This window comes from Brachybacterium sp. 107, from assembly GCF_052379725.1.
Taxonomy (GTDB): Bacteria; Actinomycetota; Actinomycetes; order Actinomycetales; family Dermabacteraceae; genus Brachybacterium.
Map to the genome: position 1 here is coordinate 44,407 of NZ_JBQSYW010000016.1, position 19,035 is coordinate 63,441.

The following is a 19,035-nucleotide window of genomic DNA, read 5'->3' on the forward strand; positions in this document are numbered from 1 at the left end:
AGGCCCGAGCGGGGCCCTCAGAAGCGGCTGATGTCCCCGGCGCCCTCCCGGGCGATCTCGAGGTCACCACCGGAGAGGTCCACGACGGTCGTCGGCTCGATGCCCACCTCACCGGAATCGATGATCACGTCCACCTGATCGCCCAGCAGGTCCTGCACGACCCAGCCCTCCGAGGGCGGATCCTCCTGGCCCGGCAGCAGCAGGGTGGAGGAGACGATCGGCTCCCCGAGCGCCTCCACCAGGGCGTGGGCGACCCGATGATCCGGGATCCTGACGCCCACGGTGTGCTTCTTGGGGTGCGCCATCCGTCGGGGCACCTCCTTGGTGGCCGGCAGGATGAAGGTGTACGGGCCCGGCGTCGCATTCTTCACCAGGCGGAACGTCGGGTTCGAGACGATGACGAACTGGCCGAGCTGCGCGAAGTCCGCGCACACCAGAGTGAAGTGATGGTTCTTGTCGACCTGGCGGATGCGGCGGATCCGCTCGAGGCCTTCGGCGGCGCCCAGCGAACAGCCCAGCGCGTAGCAGGAGTCGGTGGGGTAGGCGATGAGGCCGCCGTCCTTCAGCACGTCGACGGCCTGGTCGATGAGACGCTGCTGCGGATCGACCGGGTGGATGTCGAGGTAACGGGCTGACGGTGAGGATCTGGCCATGCCCGATGCTACGTCCGCGAGTCCGGGAATGCCACGCACTCCTGGGCCTCGGTCCGTGCGCACAGGCGACGACGATCAGGCGACGACGATCAGGCGACGACGACGAATTCGCGGCCGATCCACTTGGTGCGCCGCAGCCGCAGCACGGCACTGACCGGCAGCGGACCCTTGATGTGGGGGTAGCCGCGGCCCTCGCCGTCGTCGTCGGCCTCGATGTCCACCGCGATACCGGCGGCCTCCACCTGGCCCACATCGATCTCGAGGATCACCAGGTTCGCGGGACGGTCGGGGTACACGCGTTTGGCGACCACGGAGACCTGCTCCGGCCAGGAGGCGTGGATGTACCCGATCTCGCTCAGGTCGCGGCCACGGGTCGCCTGGGTGTACGAACCCGACCGAGCGGCCGCCTCCCAGGCGGGCAGCTCGGTGATGTGCCAGATCAGGGGCGCGGGCATGACCGGCAGTGTACCGTGAACTGCATGGATGAGACCTCCGCCGGACCAGGCGCGGTACGCCTGGTCCACGACGACGACCGAGACCGTTTCGAGGCGCTCGTGGGTGACGCGCTGGTGGGCGTCCTCGCCTACGGCGACGAGCCGACAGGGCCGGACGGACCCGACGGGCCCAGGATCGTGCGCGATCTGCGATCCACCGTCGTCTCCCCCGATCACGGCGGCCGCGGTGTCGGCTCCGCCCTGGTGCGATTCGCACTCGAGGACGCCCGCGAACGGGGCTGCTGGGTGATCGCGACCTGCTGGTTCGCCCGCGGCTGGATCGACCGCCATCCCGAGTTCTCGGACCTGCTCGAGGACTCCTCGACCCCTCAGGAGGACGATCACCGATGACGTACCGCATTCTCACCGTGTGCACCGGGAACATCTGCCGCTCGCCGATGGCCGAATATGCCCTGCGCGAGGCCGTCCAGCAGGCAGGCCTCGGCGAGGAGGTGGAGGTCGCCTCGGTCGGCACCACCCGCGAAGAGGTCGGCAACCCGATCGACCGGCGGGCCGGCGAGCTCCTGCGCCGCCACGGCATCGACCCCTCCGCCCATCGGGCCCGGCACATGAGCGCACAGGATCTGGAGGAGGCCGACCTCGTGCTGGCCCTGGACCACGACCACGTCGGCCCGCTGCGGCGCCTCGGCGGCGACGCTCTCGACGGCCGACTGCACATGGTGCGGGACTTCGCGCCGGAACCGGTCGACGACACCGGCATCCGCGACCCCTGGTGGGGCGATGAGAGCGATTTCGACCTCGCGTGGGAGCAGATCACGGAAGCGACCGAGGGGATCCTCGACCAGGTGCGCGCCGACCTCGGCCACGACGGGCCCTCGGCGGACGACGCGGGCAGCGATCGCGCCGACGAGGACGCCGATGAGGACGCCGACGAGGACGAGGCCGCCCGATGACCCCGTCCCACGAGGCTGACGCCCTCGGGGCCCTGGAGACGGGAACGGCGATCCGCGATGGGGAGATCGACCCGCGAGAGCTGGCCGAGGGAGCTCTCGACGCGGCCCGCGGCATCGGCGGCGTCGTCGGTGCTTTCGCCCACGTGCTGGACGACCTCACCCGCGACCAGGCCCGGACCGTGTCCGATCAGCTCGCGGAGGCGAGGCGCACCGGACAGCTCGAGGAGCTCGCGCGCCGCTTCCCGCTGCTCGGCGTGCCGATGCCGATCAAGGACCTCACCCAGGTCGCCGGTCAGCCCTTCGAAGCAGGCAGCGCCACGATGGCGGGGAACATCGCGAGCGTCACCGATGGCGTCGCGCAGAAGATCCTCGACGCCGGCACCCTGACCATCGGCAAGACCAGCACGCCCGAGTTCGGGATGCCCTGCTACACCGAACCCGCGACCGGTGCGCCGGCCCGTACCCCCTGGGACGTGCGCCGCACGGCGGGCGGCTCCAGCGGTGGGGCCGCCGCCGCGGTGGCCAGCGGCATCGTGCCGATCGCGCACGGCTCCGACGGCGGGGGCTCGGTGCGGATCCCGGCCGCGTGCTGCGGCGTCGTGGGCATCAAGCCGACGCGAGGGCTGGTCTCGCCCGGCCCGTACTCGAGCGAGGGGATGGGCCTGGCGACCGATGGGGTGCTGGCCCGCAGCGTGCGGGACGTCGCCGCCGGGCTCGACCTCCTGGCCGGCCCGCGCCCCGGAGACTTCTTCTCGGGGCCCTCCCGCTCGGACAGCTACCGCGAAGCGGCCGGGCACGCCCCGGGCCCGCTGCGCATCGCCGTGCTGCGCGAGCCGCTCGCGGCCGAGACGGAGGTTCATCCGGCGGCGCTGCGCGGCCTGGAGCGTGCGATCGACCTGCTGCACGGGCTCGGTCACGAGACGACGCCGATCGGCGCACCGTTCACCCCGCAGGAGTGGTCCTCGTTCATGCCGCTGTGGACCGTCGGCGCGGCGTCGATCCCGCTCGCCCCCGAGCAGGAGGACGAGCTCCTGGAGCTCACCCGCTGGCTGCGGGAGCGTGGAAGCTCGTACAGCGGCGTCGACCTCGCGGGTGCCCTCCAGGGCGTGCAGTCGATCGCCCGGCGCACGGGGGAGCAGTTCGCCCCCTTCGACGTCGTGCTCACCCCGACCCTCTCCGGACCGCCTGCCTATCCGGAGGATCTGCAGCTGGCCGATGGAGCGGCGGACTTCGACGCCCAATGCGCCTTCACCCCGTGGACCAGCACCTGGAACATGATCGGGAACGCTGCGATCTCGGTGCCGTTGCATCGCGAGGAGATCGACGGGACGGAGCTGCCTTTCGGGGTCCAGCTCGGCGCGACACGTCCCGGTCAGGACGCCCTCCTGCTCGCGCTGGCGGCTCAGCTCGAGGCCCAGGATCCGTGGCCCCTCGTGCGGGAACCCGCCACCGCATGAGCGCACCGTCGAGCGGGCAAGAACCGTCCGTCGGACCGCAGTCCGTGCGCCTGGACGTATGGCTGTGGAGCGCTCGGCTGATGCCCACGCGCTCGGCGGCGACCTCGGCATGCCGTGGCGGGCATGTGCGCCGCAATGGAGAGCCCACCAAGGCCGCCCAGCGCATCGCAGTGGGGGATGAGCTGAGGATCCGCTCGCCGGGGCGGGAGAAGGTCGTCATCGTCACGAAGATTCTCGTCAAACGGGTCGGGGCACCGATCGCACGGACCGCCTACGAGGACCACAGCCCGGAGCCGCCGCCGCAGCTGGCGGCCGCCCCGCCGCGTCGTGATCGTGGCACCGGACGCCCCACGAAACGGGAGAGACGAGCCCTGGACCGATTGCGGGGACGGGACGAGCAGCCACCGCTCTGAGGAAGCGCCCGCGGTGCACCGCTCCACCTGTCGCGCACCGCTCAACCTGTCGCGCACCGCTCAGGAGGAGTGCGACAGCAGCTCCTGACGGTTGCTCGTCAGCCGGTTGAGCAGCCGGGCCTCGATGCCGACCACCTTCGGGTTCGACCCGTCGGCAAGCAGGCGCTGACGGATCGACGCGAGGTCCGCACTCTCGCGGATGAACCTCTTCATCACGGGCTTCGCCCCGATCTGGGAGGCCCAGCGCTTGCCCTCGCTGCGGCCCTTCCAGGTCGCGAGCATGTCGACCTCCTCGTGGGTGAGCCAGCCCTGGTTCGCGTAGTCGCCCAGGCGGATGCGGGTCAGCCGGGACTCGTCCCAGATCAGCACGCCGATGAAGATCAACCAGAAGAAGGACAGCACCGCTTCTGCGGCGAACATGGCCACGATGAACAGTAGGGAGTTGTTCAGACCTGCCGAGAAATTCCACATCGCGTGCAGGAGCATGCCCGGGATCAGCGCGGGGATGAACACGAGGAAGCCCATGATCGTGCCCCACTTGCGTGCCACGAAGCCGACGATGACGCCGGTCGCCGAGGTGTAGATCGCGTGGCCGAAGATGTTCAGCACGCCGCGCATGATGAACAGGATCAGCACCCCGAAGCCGCCGTCGGATTCGAGCCCCCGGGTGTAGTAGAGGATGTTCTCGGTGAAGGCGAAGCCACCGCCGATGAGCGCGCCGTAGATCATGCCGTCCAGCGGGCCGTTGAAGTACCGGCGCGCCAGGATCATGAGCAGCAGCAGTCCCAGGCCCTTGGTGGTCTCCTCGACCAGGGGAGCGCTGATCACCGGGCCCACGAAGGCGACCGCGGCCTCGCTGCCGGTGACCACGTAGGTCAGGAAGCTGTTGAAGGTGTTGATCCAGTAGCTCGCGAAGGCGGCGATCGCCGCACCCCACAGCACGGCGACGACCAGCAGGGGGAAGGGCTGTGGATCCCAGCGGTCCGCCAGGAACATCACCAGGGCGATCACCAGCAGGGAGAACAGGGCGATGAAGGCCGTTACCGGCCACCACACCGGGTTGGCGCTCGACTCCGTGACGAACTTCAGGAAGAAGTAGCCCAGCACCAGGAGCAGGGCGATGCCCAGGACCACGACGACGAGCCAGACCAGGAGGCTGACGGCCGGGACCTTGGTGGCGTGCTGCGACACCTCCTGCACCCGACGCATCTGGGTGGACCAGGCGGACTGCGGCTGAGCCTGATCAGGGCGCTGGATCTGGGCCGGCGCGTAGCGGGCTGCGGTGAGGCCGGAGGCCGGTCGCACCGAGGTGTCCAGGGAGCGCGGATTGCCGTAGTCGACGAAGCGCGGCTGGGACTGGAAGGCCGGCGCGCCGGAAGCGGTGGAGGTCGCGCCGGAACGAGGGCGTCCGTTGGGCATGAACTGACCGTCCTGCGGCGGGTTCGGGGGCTGGGTCATGAGGTCCTCGGTTTCGGCTGCAGAGACTGGGAGCTGTTGGCGGACAGGGCGCGGAGATCGCGTCTGTTCCCCCGCACGCGGCACACCCCGTATCGGGTGCGATGCTACAGGTGTCGGAGACCATGATCCCGGACCGGGGCCCACCCGGGGGACGGTTGTGGACAACCGGCGATGTCCTCCTCGTCGCGGACGACCAGAGCCATCAGGGTTGAGCGGAATAGACTCAACTCTGAGGTCGTTGCACCCCTCGAGGCACCGTACAGACCCAGGGAAGGAGCACCGTGGAGTTCCAGTTCACCACCCGATCGCAGGAGGCCGTCACCGCGGCCGCCGAGAAGGCCGTCCAGCTCGGCAACCCCCAGATCAGCTCCATGCACCTCCTGTGGGTGCTGGCGACCCAGCAGGACGGCATCGGGCGCGCCGTGCTCACCGAGGTCGGCGCTGACCCCCAGGACGTCGCTCGGCGCGCCGAGCAGGCCGTGCTGGGGCTCCCGCAGGTCAGCGGCAGCGGTGCCTCGGGATCGCCCACCTTCGTCGGCACCGGCTTCGACGCCCTGGATGCGGCGCGCCGCGAGGCCGATGCCCAGCACCGGACCTATCTGTCCACCGAGCACCTGATGATCGGCATCGCGCTCGGCAAGGACGCGGCCTCCCGGCTGCTCTCCGCCGTCGGCGCGACGCCGGTGGCCCTTCGCGATGCCGTATCCCGACTGACTCCAGGAGATGAGCGCATGAACCAGATGGACTCCCAGAACCCCGAGGGCACCTTCAAGAGCCTCGAGAAGTTCGGCGTGGACCTCACCGAGCAGGCCGAGGAGGGCCGGCTGGACCCGGTGATCGGCCGCGACGCCGAGATCCGCCGCGTGGTGCAGGTGCTCTCGCGCCGCACCAAGAACAACCCCGTGCTGATCGGTGAGCCCGGTGTCGGCAAGACCTCCGTCGTCGAGGGGCTCGCCCAGCGCATCGTCGCCGGGGACGTCCCCGATTCGCTGCGCGGCAAGCGCCTGATCTCGCTGGACCTCTCCTCGATGGTCGCGGGGTCGAAGTACCGCGGTGAGTTCGAGGAGCGGATGAAGGCGGTGCTCGACGAGATCCGCACCAGCAACGGCCAGGTCATCACCTTCATCGATGAGCTCCACACCGTCGTCGGCGCCGGGGGCAGCGGCGACGGCTCGATGGACGCGGGAAACATGCTCAAGCCGATGCTCGCCCGGGGAGAGCTGCGGATGGTCGGTGCGACCACGCTGGACGAGTACCGCGAGAACATCGAGAAGGATCCCGCGCTCGAGCGCAGGTTCCAGCAGGTCTACGTCGGCGAGCCCAGTGTCGAGGACACCATCACGATCCTGCGCGGGCTCAAGGACAAGTACGAGGCGCACCACAAGGTGTCGATCACGGACGCCGCGCTGGTGGCCGCCGCGACGCTGTCCTCGCGGTACATCTCCGGCCGGCAGCTGCCTGACAAGGCGATCGACCTGGTCGACGAAGCCGCGTCCCGCCAGCGCATGGAGCTGGACTCCTCCCCGGAGCAGCTGGACATCCTGCATCGCCAGGTGGACCGCCTGAAGATGGAGGAGCTGGCTCTGGCCGGCAGCGAGGATCCGGGCAGCATCGCCCAGCTCGAGTCGGTGCGGTCCCAGCTCGCGGATCGCTCCGAGCAGATGACGGCGCTCTCTGCGCGCTGGGAGCGGGAGAAGGCCGGCCTGAACCTGGTCGGTGATCTGAAGGCCCGGCTCGAGTCGTTGCGCATGCAGGCTGATCGGGCCCAGCGGGAGGGTGACCTCACCGCGGCGTCCAAGATCCTCTACGGCGACATCCCCGAGCTGAAGATGCAGCTGGTGGACGCCGAGGAGAACGAGGCGGCCGGAGGGGTCGAGGGTGACCGTCCGCTGGTCTCGGACCATGTCGGGCCCGACGACATCGCCGATGTGGTGGGCAGCTGGACCGGGATCCCCGCCGGCCGCCTGCTGCAGGCGGAGAGCCAGAAGCTGCTGGAGATGGAGGACCTGATCGGTCAGCGACTGATCGGGCAGAAGAGCGCGGTCGCGGAGGTCTCCGATGCCGTGCGCCGTTCGAGGGCCGGGATCGCCGACCCGAACCGGCCGACGGGGTCGTTCCTGTTCCTGGGCCCCACGGGTGTGGGCAAGACCGAGCTCGCCAAGGCTCTCGCCGACTTCCTCTTCGACGATGAGCGGGCGATGGTGCGCATCGACATGTCGGAGTACGGGGAGAAGCACACCGTCTCGCGGCTGGTGGGTGCTCCTCCGGGATATGTGGGCTACGACGAGGGCGGCCAGCTCACGGAGGCCGTGCGGCGCAGGCCGTACTCGGTGGTGCTGCTCGACGAGATCGAGAAGGCGCACCCTGACGTGTTCGACGTGCTCCTGCAGGTGCTCGATGACGGGCGCCTCACCGATGGGCAGGGCCGCACGGTCGACTTCCGCTCCACGATCCTCATCCTCACCTCGAACCTCGGCGCGCATGTGCTCCAGGACCAGACGCTCGAGGAGAGGGACAAGCACGAGCGGGTGATGCAGGTGGTGCGGGCCTCCTTCAAGCCCGAGTTCCTCAACCGCCTGGACGATGTGGTCATGTTCGACGCCCTCGACCGCGAGCAGCTCTCCCGCATCGTCACCCTGCAGATCGCAGAGGTCGCCGCCCGCCTCGAGGACCGTCGGATCGACCTGACGGTGGACGAGACGGCGACACGGTGGCTGGCGGCCGAAGGCTTCGATCCGATGTACGGGGCCCGACCGCTGAAGCGACTGGTCCAGAAGGAGATCGGCGACGGCCTCGCGCGACTCATCCTCAAGGGGGAGGTGCACGATGGGCAGACGGTCTCGGTGGCTGCCCGCGAGGACGGTCCCGGTCTCACGCTGCAGGTCCTCCAGGACACGGATGCCGCTGTCACCGACGATCCCGGGCCGGCGGACGCTGAACGACCGGCAACGGACGGCTGATCTCAGGTACCGACGGCCCGGACGGCGCAGCCCCTCTGCGGCGGGGAGAGGAGATCACCTCCCCGCCGCCGGGGGCTCCCTGTCGCCGAGGGGCTCCCTGTCGCCGAGGGGCTCCCTGTCGCTGAGAGAACCTGCCGCTCGGGGCACCACCAGCAGCGGCGCAGAGCCCGAACCGTTACGGATCACTTCGGGTCCCACGGGAGAGGGGCGGCGCTGCGGCGGGCGTCGTACCAGCGCTCGGAGTCCAACAGTCCGTCCTTGACCCCGGTGACCTGGTCTCCGAGGTCGTGCGCGGAGGCCTCCACCGAGCGGAGCGGTTCCGCGGAGGCCGGGCTGAACGGCTCGATCGCATCGGCCGCATGGCCTGCCATGTCGCCGCCGACGTCGGGGAGCTCCCACAGCGGTGAGGCCGTCGCGATGGTCCCGAGTCCCTCGAAGTTGCGGTAGATGCCGCGCTCGCCGGCTCGGATGGCGGCATCGAGGTCGCCGTTGCCCACAGCGTCGCTCACCTCGACGGTCGTCTGCCCGGCATTGGCCACCATCATGTCCAGCCCGTCCGCTGCCTGCCCGATCGTGGAGTTCTCGCCGATCAGGAGGGAGGTCCCCGACTGACCGACCCGTGCGAGGTCCACGGCGGGGACGAGGGACTCGTAGCCGTGCTCCACGAGCGTCTCCTCGGCGCCGTCCAGGAACCTCCCCTTCAGATCGTGCAGTCCCATCAGCTGCTGAGCCTCAGAAGCTCCGGGGACATGGCCGAGCACCTCCTGCCGCACCGTCGTGCCGTTGTCGAGGGCATCCTGCGAGAGGTCGTACTCCTCGCCCTCGGGCAGGTCGTGCCGCCCGAACGGATCCTGGGAGGCGAACGGTCCGCCGATGCCAGGCATACCGCCAGGGAACGTGATGTCAGGGAACCAGCTCGGCTTCTCTGGCAAGGGGGCACGGAAACCCGGGTCGACCTCCGGGAACGGACGGAATTCCGGGCTGAGGGGCAGGCCCCACCTCGAGGTGGTGGCGGGCTCGTCGCCGGAGCCGCCCCCGGCGAAGGGATTCGCCCCCGCGACCTTGTCCCGGAGCGGGACGGGCAGCAGGTCGGTGATGTCCGCGCGCACCGCGACGAGGGGGTTGGTGCCGGCGTCGGCCTGGGAGGCTGTCGTCTGCTGGGAGGACTCTTCGTCCAGCTGCCGCGAGAGCTCTCGCAGGATCCCGCACAGGTCGGTGCCCTCCGTGGCCACGGCGCCTGTCCGTGCCCGGTGCGCCTCGGCATCCGGCCCGATCCACTCGGCGGCGTCGGAGGCGCTGCGCAGGAGTCGGAAGAGCTCGATCAGCTGCTCCGCCTTCTCGACGAGCTTCTCCGCGATCTCGTCCATGTGCACGGTGTCGCATCCCCAGATGGTGTCCATGCGGCGACCGTAGTCAGCAGGACCGTCCGTTCGTCGGGTCCTCACCGGCAGTGTGGATGGCGGGGCGTTGTGGAGGAAAGGCTGTGCGGCGACGAAGCGGCCCCGGGACACCGAGGTCCCGAGGCCGCTGCAGCGTGCGGAGACGTCGTGATCAGACCACGATGTTCACGATCTTCGGGGCGCGCACGATGACCTTGCGGACGGTCTGGCCCTCGAGGACCTCCTGCACCCGCTGCTCGGCCATGACACGGGCCTCCAGATCGGCCTCGGAGATCTCCGGGTCGACCTCGATCTTGTGGCGCACCTTGCCCTTGACCTGGACGACGCAGGTGACCATATCGGCCTTGACCAGCGCCGGATCCGCCACCGGGTAGGAGACACGCGAGATGGACTCGTCGTGGCCCAGGCGGGACCACAGCTCCTCCGCCAGGTGCGGGGCCAGCGGCGAGACCATCAGCACCAGCGGTTCGACGGCCTCGCGCGGCGCGGCCCCGACCTTGGTCAGGTGGTTCACCAGCTCGATGAGCTTGGCGATGGCCGTGTTGAAGTGCATCTGGGCCATGTCGCGGCTGACCCCGTCGATGGCTCGGTGCGTGGCCTGCTGGGTGGCGAGGTCCGCCGGCTCGTCGGAGACCGTGAGGTCGCCGGACTCCTCATCGACCACCAGACGCCACAGCCGCTGCAGGAACCGCTGCGAGCCGACCACGGCCCGGGTCTCCCACGGGCGCGAGAGGTCCAGCGGACCCATCGACATCTCGTACACGCGCAGGGTGTCCGCGCCGTACTCCTCGTACATGTCGTCGGGCGCGACCGCGTTCTTCAGCGACTTGCCCATCTTCCCGTACTCCTGGGTGACGCTCTCGCCCTGGTACGTGAAGGTGCCGTCGGCCTCGGCGACGACCTCCTCGGCCGGGACGTACACGCCCCGGGAGTCGGTGTAGGCGTAGGCCTGGATGTACCCCTGGTTGAACAGACGGTGGAACGGCTCCTGGCTGGAGACGTCACCCCGGTCGAAGAGGACCTTGTGCCAGAAGCGCGCGTACAGCAGGTGCAGCACGGCGTGCTCGACGCCGCCCACGTAGAGGTCCACACCGCCCACGCCGCCGTCCTCGCGAGCGCCCAGCCAGTACTCCTCGTTCTCGCGGCGCACCAGGACGTCGTCCTCGGTAGGGTCGATGTAGCGCAGGTGGTACCAGGAGGACCCGGCCCACTGCGGCATCGTGTTGGTCTCGCGGTGATAGGTCTTCAGGCCCTCGCCCAGGTCCAGCTCGACGGTGGCCCACTCGGTGGCGCGCGAGAGCGGGGTCTGCGGCTCGGTGTCCGCGTCCTGGGGGTCGAAGGTCTTGGGGGAGAAGTCGGCGACCTCGGGGAGGTCCAGCGGCAGCATCGACTCCGGCAGCGGGATCGGCACCTCGGGGTTCTCCGGGTCGTAGACCACCGGGAAGGGCTCGCCCCAGTAGCGCTGGCGGGAGAACAACCAGTCCCGCAGGCGGTACGTGGTGCGGGCGCGGCCGAAGCCCTTGTCGCTCGCGTACTGGGTCGCGCGGGCCTTCGCCTCGTCCTTGTCCAGGCCGTCGAGGTCGAGATCGGCGTTGGCGGAGTTGATCTTCTCGCCCTCGCCGGTCCAGGCGCCGCCCTCGAAATCGGCGGGCGGCCGCACCGTGCGGATGATGGGCAGGTCGAACTTCGTGGCGAAGGCATGGTCGCGCACGTCCTCCGCGGGCACGGCCATGATGGCGCCGGTGCCGTAGCCGGTCAGCACGTAGTCCGCGGTGAACACGGGCAGCTCGCGGCCGTCCATCGGGTTCGTCGCGACGAGGCCGGTGAACACGCCGGTCTTCTCCCGGTCGTCTGCCGTGCGCTCGTCCTCGCCCAGTGCGGCGGCGCGGGCCCGATAGGCCTCGACGGCCTCGCGCGGGGTGGCGGCACCTCCGGTCCAGTCGTCCTTCGTCTCCGCAGGCCACTGCGCCGGAAGGGCCGCCGGGTCCTGCAGCAGCCCGTGCTCGGGGGAGAGCACGCAGAACGTGGCCCCGAACAGCGTGTCCGCGCGGGTGGTGAAGACGTCGAAGGAGGCGTTCGGGTCCGTCGCGACGCCGGCGGTGGGGAAGGTGATCTGTGCGCCGTGGCTGCGACCGATCCAGTTGCGCTGCATCGAACGGATCGACTCGGGCCAGTCCACCCGGTCCAGGTCGTCGATCAGGCGGTCCGCGAAGGCGGTGATGCGCATGTTCCACTGGCGCAGGCGCCGGGTGAAGACCGGGAAGTTGCCGCGCTCGGAGCGGCCCTCGGCAGTGACCTCCTCATTGGCCAGCACGGTGCCCAGGCCCGGGCACCAGTTCACCGGCGTCTCGGAGATGTAGGTCAGGCGGAAGGCATCGGCCAGCTGCGAGATCTCGGCGTCGGAGGCGGCGGAGACGTCGGCGGGGGAGCGGTCCGACCAGGCCGTGGGCAGATCGATGCTCTGGCGGTCCGCCAGCGCGAAGGGGTCCACGGTGCCGGCGCGCAGCTCGTCCCGCAGCTCGGCGATGGGACGGGCCCGGCCGGTGACGCCGTCGGCGTTCGGCGCCTCGGGGTCGTACCAGGAGTCGAAGATGCGCAGGAAGATCCACTGCGTCCACTTCACGAACGCAGGGTCGGTGGTGGCCAGCGACCGGCGGGAGTCGTGGGACAGTCCCAGCCGATGCAGCTGACGGCGCATGTTCGCGACGTTCGACTCGGTGGTCGTGCGCGGGTGGGTGCCGGTCTGGACGGCGTACTGCTCAGCCGGCAGGCCGAAGGCGTCGTAGCCCATCGTGTACAGGACGTTCTTGCCCATCATCCGCTGGTGGCGGGCGACGACGTCGGTCGCGATGTACCCCAGCGGGTGGCCCACGTGCAGCCCCGCCCCGGAGGGGTAGGGGAACATGTCCATGATGTACATCTTCTCGGCGGCCTCCGCGGAACCGGCGGCCGACGCGGACACCGCCTGCTCGAGGGACTCGACCTCGCCGCGCAGCTCGCCGACGGGATTGTCGGCGTAGAAGGTGCCGTCCTCGTCCCAGCGCTGCTGCCAGCGGCGTTCGATCTCGTCCGCCACGGCGGCGGTGTAGCGGTACGGGGCCTCGCTCATGGGTGAATCGTCCTCCGAAGGATCGGTGCGGCAGATGCCGTCAGGTGTCGCGTGACATGAAAAAACCCTCGCGCAGGCGAGGGGAGCCGCGTCGGTGCCCGCACAGGCACACCAGCGCGCTCAGGAGCGCGGGGCGGGCGCGGGCCTTGTCCGACGCGGCTGCATAAGCAGAAGCCGTCGTGTCACGTGGTCATGGTACCGCGCCCTCGTGGTGACCTGAATGCGGTCACCACGAGGGGGACGAGATGGCGCGGCGAGGGCCGGCGCGACAAGCGATCAGCCCTGGGGCAGCTTCAGGTTGGGGTCCGGTTCGCCGAAGCCTTCGGGAAGTGAGAAGGGGACGAACTGCTGCATCGTGGGATCCACGTAGTGCTGCGCCTCCTTCACCAGGTTCTCCGGGGTGTCGGAGGCCTGGGTCAGGCTGCCCTGCATGGTCTCCATGGCGTCCCACAGCTTCGTCCCGACCGGCAGAGGAGGGCGGGACTGTGTGACGTCCAGGAGCTCGACGAAGAACTCGATCCTCGGATCCCATCCCTCCGGATCCGCGATGGCCTCGAGATTCGTCGGGATACCGGTGAGCGGCGGCATGAGGATCTTCTGGCCCTCGTAGCCTGCGTAGAACTTCATCAGCTCCCAGGCCGGCTTCGACATGCTCGACCCCTTGGGCATCGCCAGGGCGAACCCGCCGGACCAGCTGAACGGGTCATCGCCGTCGGAAGGCACGGGAAGGTAGGTCACGCCGTAGTTCATGTCGGGCTTGTAGTCCGCGAGGCTGCGCACGGCTCCGGGGTTCGTGATCTGGAACAGCTGACGGTCCGAGAAGAACGACGTCTGGGCAGGCGGCGCGTTCGGCGGCTGGTAGGTCGCCTTGAACGCATCCATCCGGGGGAAGTCCAGCTTCTCGATCCACCCGGCGTACATCGTCGCGACGTCGAGCATCTCCGGGGAGTCCAGGAGCATGTGGCCGGTGGAGTTGTCGAAGAAGGGGACGTCGGCGGCCATCGCCCACATGATCAGCTTCGCCTGATCGTCCCAGGGGATCCAGGTGACGCGTTCGTACGTCCCGCGGTCGTCCTGCACGTTGAAGGAGTCGTTGATCTCCCACAGCTGGTCATAGGCCATGGGGCCGTTCTTCGGGTCGAGCAGTGCGGGATCGATGCCCGCCTCCGTCGCCAGATCCATGTTCACGTACATGGCGCGGGTATCCGTGGACGTCGGCAGTCCGAAGTACTGGCCGTCGTAGTGGAGCTCGTCGGTGGCGAAATTGATCCACCCCGACATGAACTCCTCCGAGCTGACTCCCTCCTGCTCCTCGATGAGACCGTCGATGGACTCGAGGAGCCCGAGGGAGGCGAACTGAGGTGCGTTGAAGCGGTCCATCCAGTAGAGGTCCGGTCCCGTCTTCCCGCGGATCGCCGTGATGACGCTGGAGGCATCGCCTTCGCCGTTCGAGGGCACCTGGGAGACCTCGACCTTCACGTCCGGGTGCTGCTCGGAGAAGGCCTCGAGGACTGTCGCCTCCTTCTCGGCATCCGCCGCGCCGAGGCCCCAGAGCTTCACGGTGTTCGGGTCGCGCTCCTCACCGACGGGTCGGTTCGTGCAGCCGACGATCGCGCCGCCGGCGATGGTCACGCTCGCGCCGGCGCCGAGAGCGCGCAGCAGGGTTCGACGATCGATCACTTGAAGCCTCCGAGGGTGATGCCACTGATGAAGTAGCGCTGGAACATGAAGAACAGGATCACCAGCGGCAGCAGCACCAGGAAGGACGCAGCCATGAGCAGGTTGAACTGGATGTCCTGGGAGTTCACGGAGCGGAACACCTGCATACCGATGGAGAGCGTCTGCTTGCTCTCGTCCTGCAGGTAGATCAGGGGGCCCATGAAATCGTTCCAGGTGCCGACGGCCGCGAAGATCGCGATGACGGTGACCGCGGGACGAGCGGTGGGGAACACGATCCGCCAGGCGATGGACCATTCGCTGGCCCCGTCCACGCGGGCCGCGTCCATCATGTCCTTCGGGGTCTGCAGCATGAACTGCCGCAGGAGGAAGGTGAAGAACCCTCCGGCGAACAGTGCCGGTGCGATCAGCGGCACCCAGGTGTTGACGAATCCGAGACCCGCCCACATGTCGAACATGGGGATCAGGGTGACGGGGAACGGCAGGAACAGGGTGGCCAGCACGACGAAGAACACCTTGTTGCGGCCCGGCCATTCGATGCAGGCGAAGCCGTAGGCCACGATGAAGTTCGAGATGACGCTGAAGACCACCACGCTGATCGTGATGATCGCGGTGTTCCGGAAGAACGTCCAGAACGGCATCACCGTGACGGCGTCGACGAAGTTCTGCCACCTCAGCTCATGAGGGAAGAGGGTGGGCGGGAACTGGGCGAGCTCCTCCGGCGACTTCAGCGCGGAGATGAGCATCCAGTACAGCGGCAGCGAGAAGAGCAGCAGCACGACGAGCATCACGAGGCGTGACACCCATTTGCCGACCGGTCCCTGACGGGAGCCGTCGGGGTTGCGGCCGTAGTTCGACCGCGACTTGATCTTGGTGGGGGACTGACCGAGGTTCTGTGCCCCGGTCTCGAGAGTATTGATAGCCATGGTTATGTTCTGCTCCTCAGCCGGCCGACACGTCGTAGTTCACGAACCGGCGCGAGAGCCAGTAGATGAGTCCGGCCAGCAGCATGCCGAACAGGAACAGCAGCACGGCCAGCGCGGACGCGAAGCCCAGCTGCCCGTACGAGAAGGCGTTGCGGTACAGGTACAGCATGTAGAACAACGTCGAGTTGTCCGGACCGCCGTTGGTCATGATGAACGCCTCGGTGAACACCATCATCGCGCCGGAGACGCCCGTGATCAGGTTGAACAGGATCGTCGGGGTCAGCAGCGGGACGGTGATCGAGAAGAACTGGCGCATGCGGCTCGCCCCGTCGATGCGGGCGGCCTCGTAGAGCGTCTCGGGGATGTTGCGCAGGCCTGCGAGATAGATGAGGGCGGCATTGCCCGCACCCAGCTGGGCCATCACGATCATCACGATCTTCGCGTAGCGCGGCTCGCCCAGCAGGTTCGTGTCCGGCATGCCGAACAGACCCAGGAACTGGTTCACGATGCCGAACTGGGGGTTGACGAACACGATGAAGATGAACGACATCGCGAACATGGGGATCAGCGAGGGCAGGTACAGCAGCGTGCGGTAGATCGCGACCTCGCGCACATTGCGGTTCATCGCCAGGGCCAGCAGGAGGGCGATGATCAGACCGATCGGCACCGCCAGCAGCATGTAGTAGACGGTGTTGCCGACCGAGGTGTGCACCATCGGATCGGCGAACGCGGCGATGTAGTTCTTGAACCCGATGAACGTCGGGGACTGCATGCCCGAGTACTGGGTCAGGCTGATCACGAAGGAGTAGATCAACGGGTAGATCACGAAGACGGCGACCCCGAAGATCCACGGGGAGATGAAGAGCAGCCCCACCCGGAGATTGCGCTTCTCGCGCCCCGTGAGCTTCCTCTTGGCGGCATCGCCGCCGGTGCCGTTCCGGGCGCTGGGCCCGCTTCGCGCAGTGCGGTCTGCGACGGGGCCGGCACCGGATGATCCGGCCACCGGTCTGTCCGTGGCAATGGCTTCGCTCGCGCTCATCGCTCTCCCTTCGGGTACTCACCGCGCCGCCATCGGAGCGGTGGAACGGAACGCCAGGCATCGGTGCCTTCGTGGGCGCACCGACCTCGGTGCACGGACCACGCTGTTCCTGTGAGGTAGGTTACTCACACCGATGGACTAATGCAATAACCGCTTAAGCGATATCGTCGTCGGGCAGGTGTCAGGCGAGGTGAGGAGGGGTGAGGTGCGCGGATCATCGATGACGGACATCGGCGAGTTCAACGAGAAGCTGGTGCTCCAGACGATCCGCAGCGCCCCGGAGGGCATCGGGCAGGCCGATGTGGTCCGGCGCAGTCATCTCTCCCGGCAGGCGGTCTCCCTGATCACGCGCCGCCTGCTGGCGGACGGGCTGATAGAGCAGGCCGGACGGCGGATCTCCGGCCCCGGCAAGCCGCACACGCTGCTGCGGGTGGTCGCCGATGCGCGCCTCGCGATCGGGGTGCACCTGGACCCCGCCCACATCACCGTCGTGGTCTGCGACCTCGCGGCACGTCCCGTGGCCAGGGCGACCCTCGAGCCGCCGACGGACGACCCCCAGGCAGATATCGTCCGCATCGCCGACGCGATCGACTCCCTGACCCGATCCCTCGGCGCGCGCCCCTCAGCGCCTGCCGGGGAGGTCGCCGGGAGGGTCGACGAGGCCGAGGACCAGGACGCTGCTCCCGCCGGCCGTCGTCTGCTCGGGATCGGGATCGCGGCCCCGGCAGGACTCGATGCCGAGGCCGGGATCCTGCGCGATCCGCCATGGATGCCCGGGTGGCGCGACATCCCGGTTGTCGACGCCCTGAGCGCCGCGACGGGGCTCCCGGCGATGCTCGACAAGGACACCAATGCCGCCCTCACCGGGGAGATCTGGTCTCGGCATCTCGATGCGTCGCAGACCGTCCTGTACCTCTATGTCGGGCATGGCGTCGGCTCCGCGATCAGCGCCAACGGACGGGTGCACCGCGGCGGCAGCACGCAGGCCGGGGAGATCGGGCACCTGCCGATCGGGCGGGCGGAGGAGATCTGCTCCTGCGGCCGCGCCGGCTGCCTCAGCCTCTACACCGACGCTCATGTCCTGGTGGGCAGCGCGCGCTCTCTCGGCGTCCCTCTGCCAGCCGGCGACGACATGACCGCCGCGCTCGCGGCCCTCTCGCAGGCGGCGGAGGATGGCTCGGACCCGGCACGGAGCGTCATCGCCGACCACGGCAACGCCCTGGGTGCCGCGGTGCGGCTCCTGGCGGGTATCCACGACCCGCGACGGATCATCATCGGCGGTCCGACCTGGCCCGCTCTGAGGTCCGTGGGCACCGCGCAGGTGCAGGAGGCTCTGGCGGACTGGTTGGTCGAGGGCCGCGCCGTGGTGGAGAACTCGCAGCTCGGCGATGACGGCGGGGCGATCGGTGCGGCGAGCCTGTTCCTCGACCAGGAGCTGGCGCCCGGCACTCCGGGCCCGTCCCCGTTCTGAGTGATCTTCGGCGGTCAGACGCCGAGCACGCCGGAGATCAGGAGCAGCACCACGACCGTCCCGATCGTCGTGATCAGAACAGTGTCCCGAGCGAGGTTCTCCGCGGCTCGGTAGCGGGCGGCGGCGACATAGACGTTCTGCGCCGTGGGCAGCGCGGCCATCACCACGACCTCGTAGAGCGAGTGCCCGGACAGCCCGAACAGCAGGCCGATGCCGAGCGCGATGAGGGGCATCACGAGCAGCTTCGCGCTCGAGGAGACGGCGATCAGGCCGCGATATCCGTCGTCCTTCGCGAGGGGCCGGGAGCCGTGCAGGGACAGCCCGTAGGCGAGCAGCATCGCGGGGATGGCCATGTCGGCGAGGGACTGGATCGGCTCGAGCACGACGTCCGGGACCTTCGCGCCGAGCACGGCGAGCAGCATGCCCACCGCGGCGGCGATGATCGTGGGATTCGCGCCGATGCTGCGCGCCACGCCCCGGGGGCCGAGCGATTCCTTCTCCGTGATCTGGTGGAGCACGAACAGGTACAGCGGGTTGTAGACGGCCTGCTGGAAGAGGATCACCGGCAGGGCATGGGAGATGTCCCCGAGCACATAGGCGGCGATGGGGAAGCCCATGTTCGCCCCGTTGACCACGGAACCGCTGATCGCCGCGACCACCAGCTCGGTGCCCCGGCGCTTCGTGAACAGCCGCACGCCGAGGACCAGCAGACCGCCGGTGGCCAGCCCCGAGATGCCTGCGACAGCCATCGGCACGGAGAAGATCTCGCGCAGGTCCGAGCTCAGCAGGCCCACGAGGACCAGGGCGGGGGAGGCGATGAAGAAGGTCGCCCGGTTCAGCACATAGCGGCCGTGGGGCCCGAGGACGCCCGTGCGACCTGCCACCCAGCCCACGGCGATGAGAGACCAGACGATGAAGAACCCGGCCAGGACCCCGGTCACAGCAGGGGAGGGGGCTGGGCGGTGTTCACGGGGGAGATCCTAGACGTCGAGCGGGAAAGGGGCTTCCCGTGTCCACCGGTTGCCGCGGCCGGACGGATGGGCGATCGCGAGGTACCGGGGTGG

At 69.0% G+C, this 19,035-nt stretch carries 15 protein-coding genes; 6 read left to right on the forward strand and 9 right to left on the reverse strand.

Annotation, left to right across the window (positions count from 1 at the left end; genetic code table 11):
* Positions 1-17 precede the first annotated feature (17 nt).
* On the reverse strand, positions 18-653 hold the full coding sequence (locus ACT3UL_RS15150; protein ID WP_441462136.1) for an L-threonylcarbamoyladenylate synthase: 636 nt from the start codon (positions 651-653) through the stop codon (positions 18-20).
* An 89-nt stretch (positions 654-742) separates the two neighbouring features.
* Positions 743-1,108, reverse strand: a complete 366-nt coding sequence (locus ACT3UL_RS15155) for a DUF952 domain-containing protein (protein ID WP_444579137.1) — start codon at positions 1,106-1,108, stop codon at positions 743-745.
* A 24-nt stretch (positions 1,109-1,132) separates the two neighbouring features.
* Between ACT3UL_RS15155 and ACT3UL_RS15160 the strand changes: the two genes are divergently transcribed.
* The 4 genes from ACT3UL_RS15160 to ACT3UL_RS15175 are packed head-to-tail and all read left to right on the forward strand — an operon-like array spanning position 1,133 to position 3,931.
* A complete protein-coding gene (locus ACT3UL_RS15160) occupies positions 1,133-1,498 on the forward strand; it encodes a GNAT family N-acetyltransferase (protein ID WP_444579138.1) in 366 nt (121 codons plus the stop codon).
* Positions 1,495-2,061 (forward strand): low molecular weight protein-tyrosine-phosphatase, encoded by a 567-nt coding sequence (locus tag ACT3UL_RS15165; RefSeq protein WP_444579139.1) that lies wholly within the window; start codon positions 1,495-1,497, stop codon positions 2,059-2,061. Before ACT3UL_RS15160 ends, ACT3UL_RS15165 begins: the two co-directional genes overlap by 4 nt.
* Entirely contained in the window at positions 2,058-3,518 is a 1,461-nt protein-coding gene (locus tag ACT3UL_RS15170) for an amidase (RefSeq protein WP_444579141.1), read from the forward strand. Before ACT3UL_RS15165 ends, ACT3UL_RS15170 begins: the two co-directional genes overlap by 4 nt.
* Positions 3,515-3,931, forward strand: a complete 417-nt coding sequence (locus ACT3UL_RS15175; RefSeq protein WP_444579143.1) for an RNA-binding S4 domain-containing protein — start codon at positions 3,515-3,517, stop codon at positions 3,929-3,931. Before ACT3UL_RS15170 ends, ACT3UL_RS15175 begins: the two co-directional genes overlap by 4 nt.
* Before the next feature lie 60 nt (positions 3,932-3,991).
* Here the strand turns inward: ACT3UL_RS15175 and ACT3UL_RS15180 are convergent, their stop codons facing one another.
* Entirely contained in the window at positions 3,992-5,389 is a 1,398-nt protein-coding gene (locus tag ACT3UL_RS15180) for a PrsW family intramembrane metalloprotease (protein WP_444579145.1), read from the reverse strand.
* A gap of 281 nt (positions 5,390-5,670) precedes the next feature.
* Here ACT3UL_RS15180 and ACT3UL_RS15185 point away from each other — a divergent pair, with 281 nt between their 5' ends.
* Positions 5,671-8,349 (forward strand): ATP-dependent Clp protease ATP-binding subunit, encoded by a 2,679-nt coding sequence (locus ACT3UL_RS15185; protein WP_444579146.1) that lies wholly within the window; start codon positions 5,671-5,673, stop codon positions 8,347-8,349.
* 182 nt (positions 8,350-8,531) lie between these two features.
* Here the strand turns inward: ACT3UL_RS15185 and ACT3UL_RS15190 are convergent, their stop codons facing one another.
* The 5 genes from ACT3UL_RS15190 to ACT3UL_RS15210 form a co-directional block, all read right to left on the reverse strand.
* Positions 8,532-9,749, reverse strand: a complete 1,218-nt coding sequence (locus ACT3UL_RS15190) for a hypothetical protein (RefSeq protein WP_444579148.1) — start codon at positions 9,747-9,749, stop codon at positions 8,532-8,534.
* A gap of 151 nt (positions 9,750-9,900) precedes the next feature.
* A complete protein-coding gene (gene leuS / locus ACT3UL_RS15195) occupies positions 9,901-12,858 on the reverse strand; it encodes a leucine--tRNA ligase (RefSeq protein ID WP_444579149.1) in 2,958 nt (985 codons plus the stop codon).
* Positions 12,859-13,134: 276 nt separating this feature from the next.
* Positions 13,135-14,538 (reverse strand): extracellular solute-binding protein, encoded by a 1,404-nt coding sequence (locus ACT3UL_RS15200; RefSeq protein WP_444579151.1) that lies wholly within the window; start codon positions 14,536-14,538, stop codon positions 13,135-13,137.
* Positions 14,535-15,461: a carbohydrate ABC transporter permease gene (locus ACT3UL_RS15205; RefSeq protein ID WP_444579152.1), complete on the reverse strand. Its 927-nt coding sequence runs from the start codon at positions 15,459-15,461 to the stop codon at positions 14,535-14,537. Before ACT3UL_RS15205 ends, ACT3UL_RS15200 begins: the two co-directional genes overlap by 4 nt.
* Before the next feature lie 16 nt (positions 15,462-15,477).
* Positions 15,478-16,464 carry a carbohydrate ABC transporter permease gene (locus ACT3UL_RS15210; RefSeq protein ID WP_444579154.1) on the reverse strand — a complete coding sequence of 329 codons (987 nt, stop codon included), beginning with the start codon at positions 16,462-16,464 and terminating at the stop codon, positions 15,478-15,480.
* Between the two features lie 241 nt (positions 16,465-16,705).
* On the opposite strand from ACT3UL_RS15210, the gene ACT3UL_RS15215 reads away from it, so the two are divergent.
* Complete coding sequence (locus ACT3UL_RS15215) at positions 16,706-17,971, forward strand: ROK family transcriptional regulator (protein WP_444579156.1); 1,266 nt, start codon at positions 16,706-16,708, stop codon at positions 17,969-17,971.
* Between the two features lie 14 nt (positions 17,972-17,985).
* Here ACT3UL_RS15215 and ACT3UL_RS15220 read toward each other — a convergent pair whose 3' ends face one another.
* Positions 17,986-18,912 (reverse strand): AEC family transporter, encoded by a 927-nt coding sequence (locus ACT3UL_RS15220; protein ID WP_444579157.1) that lies wholly within the window; start codon positions 18,910-18,912, stop codon positions 17,986-17,988.
* Between the last annotated feature and the right edge of the window lie 123 nt (positions 18,913-19,035).

Excerpts from the sequence above, each read along its gene's own strand:
- ACT3UL_RS15150 (WP_441462136.1), bottom strand. The coding sequence starts at position 653 with ATGGCCAGATCCTCACCGTCAGCCCGTTACCTCGACATCCACCCGGTC.
- ACT3UL_RS15155 (WP_444579137.1), bottom strand. The coding sequence starts at position 1,108 with ATGCCCGCGCCCCTGATCTGGCACATCACCGAGCTGCCCGCCTGGGAG.
- ACT3UL_RS15160 (WP_444579138.1), top strand. The coding sequence starts at position 1,133 with ATGGATGAGACCTCCGCCGGACCAGGCGCGGTACGCCTGGTCCACGAC.
- ACT3UL_RS15165 (WP_444579139.1), top strand. The coding sequence starts at position 1,495 with ATGACGTACCGCATTCTCACCGTGTGCACCGGGAACATCTGCCGCTCG.
- ACT3UL_RS15170 (WP_444579141.1), top strand. The coding sequence starts at position 2,058 with ATGACCCCGTCCCACGAGGCTGACGCCCTCGGGGCCCTGGAGACGGGA.
- ACT3UL_RS15175 (WP_444579143.1), top strand. The coding sequence starts at position 3,515 with ATGAGCGCACCGTCGAGCGGGCAAGAACCGTCCGTCGGACCGCAGTCC.
- ACT3UL_RS15180 (WP_444579145.1), bottom strand. The coding sequence starts at position 5,389 with ATGACCCAGCCCCCGAACCCGCCGCAGGACGGTCAGTTCATGCCCAAC.
- ACT3UL_RS15190 (WP_444579148.1), bottom strand. The coding sequence starts at position 9,749 with ATGGACACCATCTGGGGATGCGACACCGTGCACATGGACGAGATCGCG.
- leuS (WP_444579149.1), bottom strand. The coding sequence starts at position 12,858 with ATGAGCGAGGCCCCGTACCGCTACACCGCCGCCGTGGCGGACGAGATC.
- ACT3UL_RS15205 (WP_444579152.1), bottom strand. The coding sequence starts at position 15,461 with ATGGCTATCAATACTCTCGAGACCGGGGCACAGAACCTCGGTCAGTCC.